This is a genomic window from Gelidibacter sp., from assembly GCF_039916245.1.
Taxonomy (GTDB): Bacteria; Bacteroidota; Bacteroidia; order Flavobacteriales; family Flavobacteriaceae; genus Gelidibacter.
The window spans coordinates 1-7957 of record NZ_JBDSLS010000248.1 but is presented as its reverse complement, the minus strand read 5'-3'; the positions used below and the strand labels follow the sequence as shown (position 1 = coordinate 7957).

At 37.2% G+C, this 7957-nt stretch carries 7 protein-coding genes and 1 pseudogene; 6 read left to right on the top strand and 2 right to left on the bottom strand.

The window, feature by feature from the left end; genetic code table 11:
* Positions 1 to 338: 338 nt before the first annotated feature.
* On the bottom strand, positions 339 to 1037 hold the full coding sequence (gene radC, locus ABIQ28_RS13105) for a DNA repair protein RadC (protein ID WP_348038030.1): 699 nt from the start codon (positions 1035 to 1037) through the stop codon (positions 339 to 341).
* Between the two features lie 141 nt (positions 1038 to 1178).
* On the opposite strand from radC, the gene ABIQ28_RS13100 reads away from it, so the two are divergent.
* From ABIQ28_RS13100 to ABIQ28_RS13080, 5 genes are all read left to right on the top strand, one after another.
* Positions 1179 to 1631 (top strand): DUF1569 domain-containing protein, encoded by a 453-nt coding sequence (locus tag ABIQ28_RS13100; RefSeq protein WP_348038028.1) that lies wholly within the window; start codon positions 1179 to 1181, stop codon positions 1629 to 1631.
* A gap of 89 nt (positions 1632 to 1720) precedes the next feature.
* Positions 1721 to 2314: an FMN-binding negative transcriptional regulator gene (locus ABIQ28_RS13095; RefSeq protein ID WP_348038026.1), complete on the top strand. Its 594-nt coding sequence runs from the start codon at positions 1721 to 1723 to the stop codon at positions 2312 to 2314.
* Between the two features lie 82 nt (positions 2315 to 2396).
* Positions 2397 to 3371 (top strand): NAD(P)H-quinone oxidoreductase, encoded by a 975-nt coding sequence (locus tag ABIQ28_RS13090; RefSeq protein WP_348038024.1) that lies wholly within the window; start codon positions 2397 to 2399, stop codon positions 3369 to 3371.
* 247 nt (positions 3372 to 3618) lie between these two features.
* Positions 3619 to 5526 carry a S9 family peptidase gene (locus ABIQ28_RS13085; RefSeq protein ID WP_348038022.1) on the top strand — a complete coding sequence of 636 codons (1908 nt, stop codon included), beginning with the start codon at positions 3619 to 3621 and terminating at the stop codon, positions 5524 to 5526.
* Positions 5527 to 6034: 508 nt separating this feature from the next.
* The gene (locus tag ABIQ28_RS13080) at positions 6035 to 6856 is read left to right on the top strand and encodes an SDR family oxidoreductase (protein WP_348038020.1); all 822 of its coding nucleotides are present in this window, start codon (positions 6035 to 6037) and stop codon (positions 6854 to 6856) included.
* A gap of 2 nt (positions 6857 to 6858) precedes the next feature.
* Here the strand turns inward: ABIQ28_RS13080 and ABIQ28_RS13075 are convergent, their stop codons facing one another.
* The gene (locus ABIQ28_RS13075; protein ID WP_348038018.1) at positions 6859 to 7347 is read right to left on the bottom strand and encodes a nuclear transport factor 2 family protein; all 489 of its coding nucleotides are present in this window, start codon (positions 7345 to 7347) and stop codon (positions 6859 to 6861) included.
* A gap of 398 nt (positions 7348 to 7745) precedes the next feature.
* Here ABIQ28_RS13075 and ABIQ28_RS13070 point away from each other — a divergent pair.
* Positions 7746 to 7957, top strand: a pseudogene (locus ABIQ28_RS13070) (DoxX family protein); the annotation flags it as partial.

Sequence of the window (7957 nt, the reverse complement as noted above, 5' to 3'; positions counted from 1 at the left end):
GTTGTGAAACTTACAGGAACATTCAAAATGCGCAAGACAACATGCTTAAAAGCATAGGTTAATCGCGGGGTTATTTTATGGGTATAAACTAGTAACATTGACTTTTGTAAATTCCAAAGTTAAAAATTCCAAATTCCAAACCAGGAACTTTTCTAAAGTATTTGAATTTGGCAATGAATTAAATTTTAAGATTTTATTATGCTTACACTTTTAGAATTTATGGTTTTTTCATTATTCCTCATGTTCAAGAGTTAAGCAAACTTAATTTCTTTAGCTAGAGACAAAACCTTTGGAATTTGGAGTTTGGAGTTTGGGAATTGGGATTTAACCATTGAGTTTTATAACATTCCCTCATCTGCAAAACTAAAATATGCTTTTTCAGTAATGATCAGATGATCCAACACTTTTATATCCAAACTCTCGCCTGCATTTTTTAATTTTTGTGTGATTTGCTTATCGGCTTCACTAGGCTTTAAGGTTCCTGAAGGGTGGTTATGGGTTAAAATAATGCCAACCGCACCCACTTCAATAGCCGTTTTGAGCGCCAATCGCACATCGACTAAAGTTCCCGTAATGCCGCCTTTGCTCAATTGGTTTTTTTGGAGGACTTTATTGGAATTATTCAAGTAGATGATCCAGAATTCTTCATGAGCCAATTCACCAATTATAGGTTGCATGAGTTCAAAAACCGATTGGCTCGAATCAATTTTATCCTGTTGCAACGCCTCTTCTCCCCTACGCCGTCTTCCCAATTCTAAAGCCGCTATGATGGTTATGGCCTTCGCTTCACCAATGCCTTTAAATTCCGTAAGCTGTTTAAGGGACAACTTTCCTAAAGCACTCAGATTATGATCGACACTCGCCAAAATACGTTTGCAGAGCTCAACAGCACTTTCATTTCTGCTTCCTGACGCTATTAAAATCGCCACCAACTCCGCATCACTTAATGCTGACTTTCCTTTATCTCTTAATTTCTCACGAGGCCGATCGTCTTGCGACCAGTTTTTTATGGAAAATGAAGGTTGTTTTTCTGACATAGATGCCAAATAAATTTTAAGTGGTTATTAAATTATTCATTATTACAGAAGTGCTCGTTTTTGTTGACAAAAAATAGGCAATAAATATTAAAGAAAAGATAATAATTGTAAATTTATAAACCAATTTATTAATGACATCGGATGCAAACTCTATTTGACCATAAAGCACATCAGGAAATTTTGATCCGCATTGACAATTTGACGGAAAAATCTAAACCTATTTGGGGTAAAATGGATGTGGCGCAAATGGTCAAACATTGTCAAATGCCGTTATTGGTGGCTACAGGAAAAATGGAACTTTCTGAAGACATAGGAATTTTAAAAAGAATGGTCTTAAAGTTATACAAACCCATAATGTACAATGACAAACCCTGGCCAGAAAACATCACTACACCCAAAGATTTCAAAGTGACTGACCAATATGTTTTTGCCGTTGAACGTGACAAATTAAAAACCACCATTAACGAATTTCACAATAAAGCTTTAAACATGCATTGGCCAGAGCATCCGTTTTTTGGACATTTTAACACCGACCAATGGGGCCGAATGCAATACAAACACTTGGATCATCATTTACGGCAGTTTGGGGTTTGAGGTTTTTGGTTTCGAGTTAAATTTCAATTTCGTATAAAAAAAATATTAACACAATTTCATAAGATTCCCACCTTCGTGGGAATGACAACATGCCTAATTACCCACCACAACAACATCAAGATGACCATCGTGAGCACATGATTAAAGTCATCAATACGTATCCGTTGGCCATGCTTGTTTCCGTTAAGGACAACGTGCCATTGATTTCCCATTTACCTTTGATTTATTCTGAAGGAAAATTGATTGGACATTTGGATAAATATAATCCCCAAGCAGAATTATTAAAAGATAATAACGATGTTACCGTTATATTTTCTGGCCCGCAGTGTTATATCTCTCCAAGCATTTATAGCACCACACAATTACCAACCTGGAACTATATTAGGGTTCATATTAAAGGTAAGGTCAATGAAATCAAGGACGAGAAAACTATTAAGCAATCGATGATTGAGATGACCTCCTTTGTGGAAGCTCCCGACCATAAATACATCTTGGAACCTGATAATCCACGAATGGCACAATTCATCAATTATGTGAGAGGCTTTGAAATTGACATTACCCATTGGGAAGGCAAATTCAAACTCTCACAAGACAAAAAACCGAGTGATATTGAAAGCGCAAAAAACGAATTAATCCGTGCCAATCAGGAAAGTATAAAGGCATTTTTGGACGAGGTGTTTTAACTATATAACACCTACAGATGAACTTTCGCAAGAAGAGAAGCGCTCCACAATATTTTATCTTTAATCTATAAAAACAGACGCCATGAAAGCTATTCATATTACAAAATCTGGTGGCCCAGAAGTATTGCAATTACAGGAAAGCCCAAAACCAAAACCGGACAAAAATCAAGTTTTAATAAAAGTGAAAGCTGCTGGCGTGAATCGGAGCGACGTGATTACCCGACAAAATATAGATCTCTACGGTAAAACATCTCAGGAAACCTTGATTCCCGGCTTGGAAGTTTCTGGAGAAATAATACAAGTCGGCGAAAATGTAAAAGATAAAAAAATTGGCGATAAAGTCTGTGCTCTAATCGCAAGCGGTGGTTATGCCGAGTTTGTTGCAGTGGATAGTTCACATTGTCTTCCCGTACCCGAAGGCATCAGTTTAACAGAGGCGGCTGGAATTCCAGAAACGGTTTTTACGGTTTGGTTCAATGTGTTTCATTTGGGCAAGCTTCAGCCCGGCGAAAAACTATTGATACACGGCGGCACGAGCGGCATTGGCACCATGGGTTTACAAATGGCCAAGGCTTTGGGATTCAAAATTTACACCACTGCCGGAAGTGATGAGAAAACCGATTTTCTAAATAAAATGAATCTCGGAACGGTTATCAACTACAAAAAAGAAGCTTTCGAAAAAGTTTTTAAAGACGAAAAAATAGATGTCATATTGGATATGGTCGGCGGCGATTATACGCAAAAGAATCTTGAAATTCTTAATCAAAAAGGCCGTCTGATTAATATCAACGGGATGAAAAATATGGAGGTTAATATCGACCTGCGCACTATCATGAGTAAGAACCTGATCTTGACAGGAAGCTTTTTAAAGCCACAATCTGCCGAGGTAAAAACGCAAATTGCACAAGCGGTGGAGCAAAAGATTTGGCCCCTATTCCATTCCAAACATATCCATCCTGTTATTTACAAAACATTCCCATTGAAAGATGCCGCAGAAGCACATCGTCTTATGGAAAACGGCAATCACATCGGGAAGATTTTATTAACCATGGATTAACAACGACGTCGCTTGATGCTGAACGGGTTAACACCTTGGTTTTTAAAACAAATGGTTTAAAATTAGACGCTGAATTAAGGACAAAAAACATTGCAGCAGGTTGTATTTTCTAAATCAAGCACTTAAACAAAAGAAAATCTCTAAATTTACACATGTATAAAAGTCGAAAAAACACCCATATAAAATCACTGACTTTCCTAAAAAATCACACACTATAATCAAAAATTCAATTTTTAAAAAAACAATTATGAAAAATGCATTCCTAATCATATGCTTAATGTTGAGTGGTAGTTTAATGTTGGCACAACAAAAAATGACCCCCGAACTCTTATGGAAAGTAGAACGCCTAAGCGTAATGGGACTAGACAAAGACGGCTTAACACTTTTTTACGAAGCGAAAACACCAAATATCCAAGGAAACAACTTCGACTCCAAATACTATAAAATGCCTGTTACGGGAGGTATTGCTGTCGAAATAAAAAAAGAAGATGTTCAAGTAAAAGATAAAAACATTTCGCCTGACGGGAACTACAAATTGTTTCATAAGGAAGTTCACATTGAAGACATCGAGGGCAAAGATGTCTATAAAAACCTAGAAAAATCGGATGTGTATATTTTTTCAGATTTGGATATTCGCCATTGGGATACGTGGAAAGATGGAAGCTATAACCACTTATTCTATAAAAAAGAAGGTTCAGATGATGCTACCGGCACCGATATTATGCCTAATGAACCTTACCACACACCTCAACGACCTTTTGGTGGCGATGAAGATTATGTTTGGTCTCCCGATAGTAAAAGCATATACTACGTCAGCAAAAAACTAAAGGGGAAAGCTTACGCTACCAGCACCAATACCGATATTTACAAATATAATCTGGAGTCTAAAACCACTGAAAACATCACGGAAGCCAACAAAGGTTACGATACCAATCCTGCTTTTTCTTCAGGAGGTACTTTGGCTTGGTTACAGATGAAAACCGATGGCAATGAAAGCGACAAAAACGATATTGTTGTTTTAAATAATGGCGTGAAACAAAACCTAACTGCGAATTGGGATGGTACTGTCAACAGTTTTTTATGGGATAAAGACGGTAATAATATCTTTTTCACAGCGCCTGTTGATGGCACTATTCAGATTTTCAAGGTGAACTATCCTGGCAAAAAACGTATTGCTCCCGTAGTTGAACAACTTTCTAAAGGTCAATTTGACGTGACCAGTATCGTGGTTCAAAAAGACAATACACTTTTGGTTACAAGAACCGATATGAACCATGCAGCTGAGCTTTTCAGTTTTAATTTGAAGGACAAAACCTTTAAAGAATTAACGAATATTAACCGTGACTTATATGCAAGTATCGATCTGCCAAAAGTTGAGAAACGCTATGTAACCACAACCGATGACAAACAAATGTTGGTTTGGGTTATTTTACCGCCAAATTTCGATGCCACTAAAAAATATCCAACTTTATTATATGCACAAGGTGGGCCACAATCTGCTTTATCACAGTTTTATTCCTACCGTTGGAATTTCCAATTGATGGCTTCACAAGGCTATATTGTGGTTGCTCCTAACCGTCGCGGGATGCCAGGACATGGTGTCGAATGGAATGCAGCCATTAGCAAAGATTGGGGTGGTCAGGTTATGGACGATTACTTATCAACCATTGACGCTATTGCCAAAGAACCTTATGTAGACAAAGATCGTTTAGGCGCTGTTGGTGCCAGTTTTGGAGGCTACTCCGTTTTTTATTTAGCGGGAATTCACAACAAACGCTTTAAATCATTCATTTCCCATGATGGCGTTTTTGACACGCGAAGCATGTATGGCACCACTGAAGAATTGTTTTTTGTGAACAACGATTTTGGAGGAAACTATTGGGACAAAAACAATCCAATTGCCTTAAAAGCCTATAACGAGTTTAACCCAATTACCAACGTTTCAACGTGGGATACACCTATGTTGATCATTCAAGGTGGAAAAGATTACCGTGTGCCTATTGAGCAAGGTTTAGGTGCCTATCAAGCCGCGCAGATGTTAGGAATTAAGAGCAAACTCTTATATTTCCCTGAAGAAAATCACTGGATTTTGAAACCTCAAAATGCAATGGTATGGCAAAACGAATTTTTTAAATGGCTTAAGGAGACCCTTTAAGTGATTGCATCAACATAGTGAGTATTTAAATAAAGTCACTATTGTCCGATAAAAGAACCAAGACCACTGCGTTGATATAACATAGAAAATAGACTTTTGTCGTAAATGATTGAAAGCGTATGATTTATTTTTAAACCTACTTCTAAAATTAATGTCTTTTATAAGTGTTTGCAAAAAAGACAAAAGAAGCTTGTAATCGAATAAAACTTTAGAAACCTTTATTTATAATTTATAGAAGCCTTTGCAACATACTGAGAGTTTTAATCGGACAACAACAAATAAAGTATAATAATTAAGCACGAAGGCGTCGTATAATATTTCAACAGACTGAAAGTCTACTGCCTTCGTGAAATTTATAGTAAACAATTTACACAAGATTTTCTTTGATGAGTGAATTTGTGAAAATTCGTGAAATTCGTGTCAAAATTTTTCGAAGATAAAGTACATACCTGCCCGATTAGTTTCAGGCAGGAGTTTTAACTTAATTTGAATCTAATAAATTAAAACGATGAAAAATCAAGTAGCCATAATCACTGGCGGAAGCGAAGGTATTGGTCTCAGTATCGCTTCTGCCTTGGCAACCCAAGGCACCCATGTTTATTTAGTATCAAGAACACTAGAGAAACTGGAAAAAGCTAAAGAGAAAATCCTTCAACAAGGCGGAAAAGCAGATATTAAATCGGCGGACATTACCAATATCGACGCCATGAAAGACGTGATTGAAAGTGTTTACAAAACCCATGGCCGTCTCGATATATTCATCAATAATGCCGGCACTTGGCAAGGTCATTCATTGGATACTCCCTTTGCGGATATATGGAAACTGATAGAGCTCGACATGAAAGCGCCTTATGAAATAGCGCACTATTTAGCGGGCAGATTTAAGGAAGAGAAAAACAATGACTTAAGAATCTTGACCATTGTTTCTCAAGCGGCACTTCAAGTATTAGGTAATTCTCTTGGCTATGGCGTTGCTAAAATGGGGCTTGCTGCAGGACTATTTCATATCGAAAAGGAACTACAAAAAGAGGGGATTCAAAATGTTAAACTATATCGATTATATCCCAACACTGTCGCAACTGAAAAAATGATGGATGCCGTTAGAGCTAACCAGGTAAAAGATGCGGTCAGCCCAGAGACAGTGGCGGATACTGCTATTGATTTACTTTCCGATACAACACCTACCAGAGATGCCCGTATCGGGTATTATATCGACAAAGGAATTGTAAGGAGCTACTATCCATCAACTCCTCAAGATTTTTATCATCCCGCAGAAATCATTGAAGACGTAATAGATCCTGATTTTACAATTCAAGATTTGTTAAAGTAATATTATTCGTTGGCTGGCTTATGATTAAATGGCCCCCAGAACGCCCGCATGGAAACGATTTTACCGGCTTCGTCAAAACGGAATACATCAATGATATCTGTGACCATTGGAACGCCATCTACATTCATGCGTAACTGAAAAGGGAAGGCTATTTCAACTCCAGCAACACGAACCTGTCCAGTACGAGTAAGCACTAGGTCCATGTTAACGGCCTTCGAGTAGAATTTGCGCAATTCCACCTTACCAGTAATGACATCGCTGCCAACGGGATCTTCAACAGTTGCATTCTCAGCATAGAGCGATAAAATACCCTCTAAATTTTTTTCATTCAAATAACGCAAATAACTATCGGCAACATCACTATACTGTTGTGCAATCACAAGCTCCTTTTCTGAATCCGTCATTTTATTACTCTTTCTTGAACCACAACTCACAACTAGCAATCCAAATACCAGAGCTAAAAACAGAGGTAAGATTTTTATTTTATGCATTTCTTGTTTTTTTTTATCAGCTTCAAATTTACAATAATTTATTTCTCAGCTGGATTAACAATTGTAGAAATCATTTTTCCACTAAGTAGATTTGCTTCCTTTAAAACACTTCTGAATTTGGCGTTCCATTTTTTAAGCGGAAGTTAACGACGGATAAATTTCGGACATAAAACTCCCATTTACAGATGTCAATAGCTCAATTTGTTTTACCTTTATTTATTTAGAAATAAATTTAAGAAAGATGAGAATCGATGTGGCATTTTAACTTCTATTCGGTTGATTTATAGCTCATTAAAAAACAGTAACGTCTTGAGAAAAAAAACACTTTAAAACCTGATTTTATTTCCAAAGACCGCTTCGCATTTAAAAGAAGTGTTAACTAAATTCAACTGATCATAATGACTAAAAACAGCGTCAAAATATTTTTAAGAATTGCCATTGCACTCGGATTTTTATCGGCGGTTGCCGACCGATTTGGACTGTGGAGCAAAGAAGTTTCGGCATGGGGAACTTGGGGTAATTTTGTACAATACACTGAAGTCATAAATCCTTGGTTTCCGAGCGCCTTAGTTCCAACCCTTGCAATTATTGCCACAGCAGCCGAAATTGT

Bases quoted from the DNA above. Each gene is read 5' to 3' on its own strand.
- radC (WP_348038030.1), bottom strand. From the start codon at position 1,037: ATGTCAGAAAAACAACCTTCATTTTCCATAAAAAACTGGTCGCAAGAC.
- ABIQ28_RS13075 (WP_348038018.1), bottom strand. From the start codon at position 7,347: ATGCATAAAATAAAAATCTTACCTCTGTTTTTAGCTCTGGTATTTGGA.
- ABIQ28_RS13100 (WP_348038028.1), top strand. From the start codon at position 1,179: ATGCAAACTCTATTTGACCATAAAGCACATCAGGAAATTTTGATCCGC.
- ABIQ28_RS13085 (WP_348038022.1), top strand. From the start codon at position 3,619: ATGAAAAATGCATTCCTAATCATATGCTTAATGTTGAGTGGTAGTTTA.
- ABIQ28_RS13080 (WP_348038020.1), top strand. From the start codon at position 6,035: ATGAAAAATCAAGTAGCCATAATCACTGGCGGAAGCGAAGGTATTGGT.
- ABIQ28_RS13095 (WP_348038026.1), top strand. From the start codon at position 1,721: ATGCCTAATTACCCACCACAACAACATCAAGATGACCATCGTGAGCAC.
- ABIQ28_RS13090 (WP_348038024.1), top strand. From the start codon at position 2,397: ATGAAAGCTATTCATATTACAAAATCTGGTGGCCCAGAAGTATTGCAA.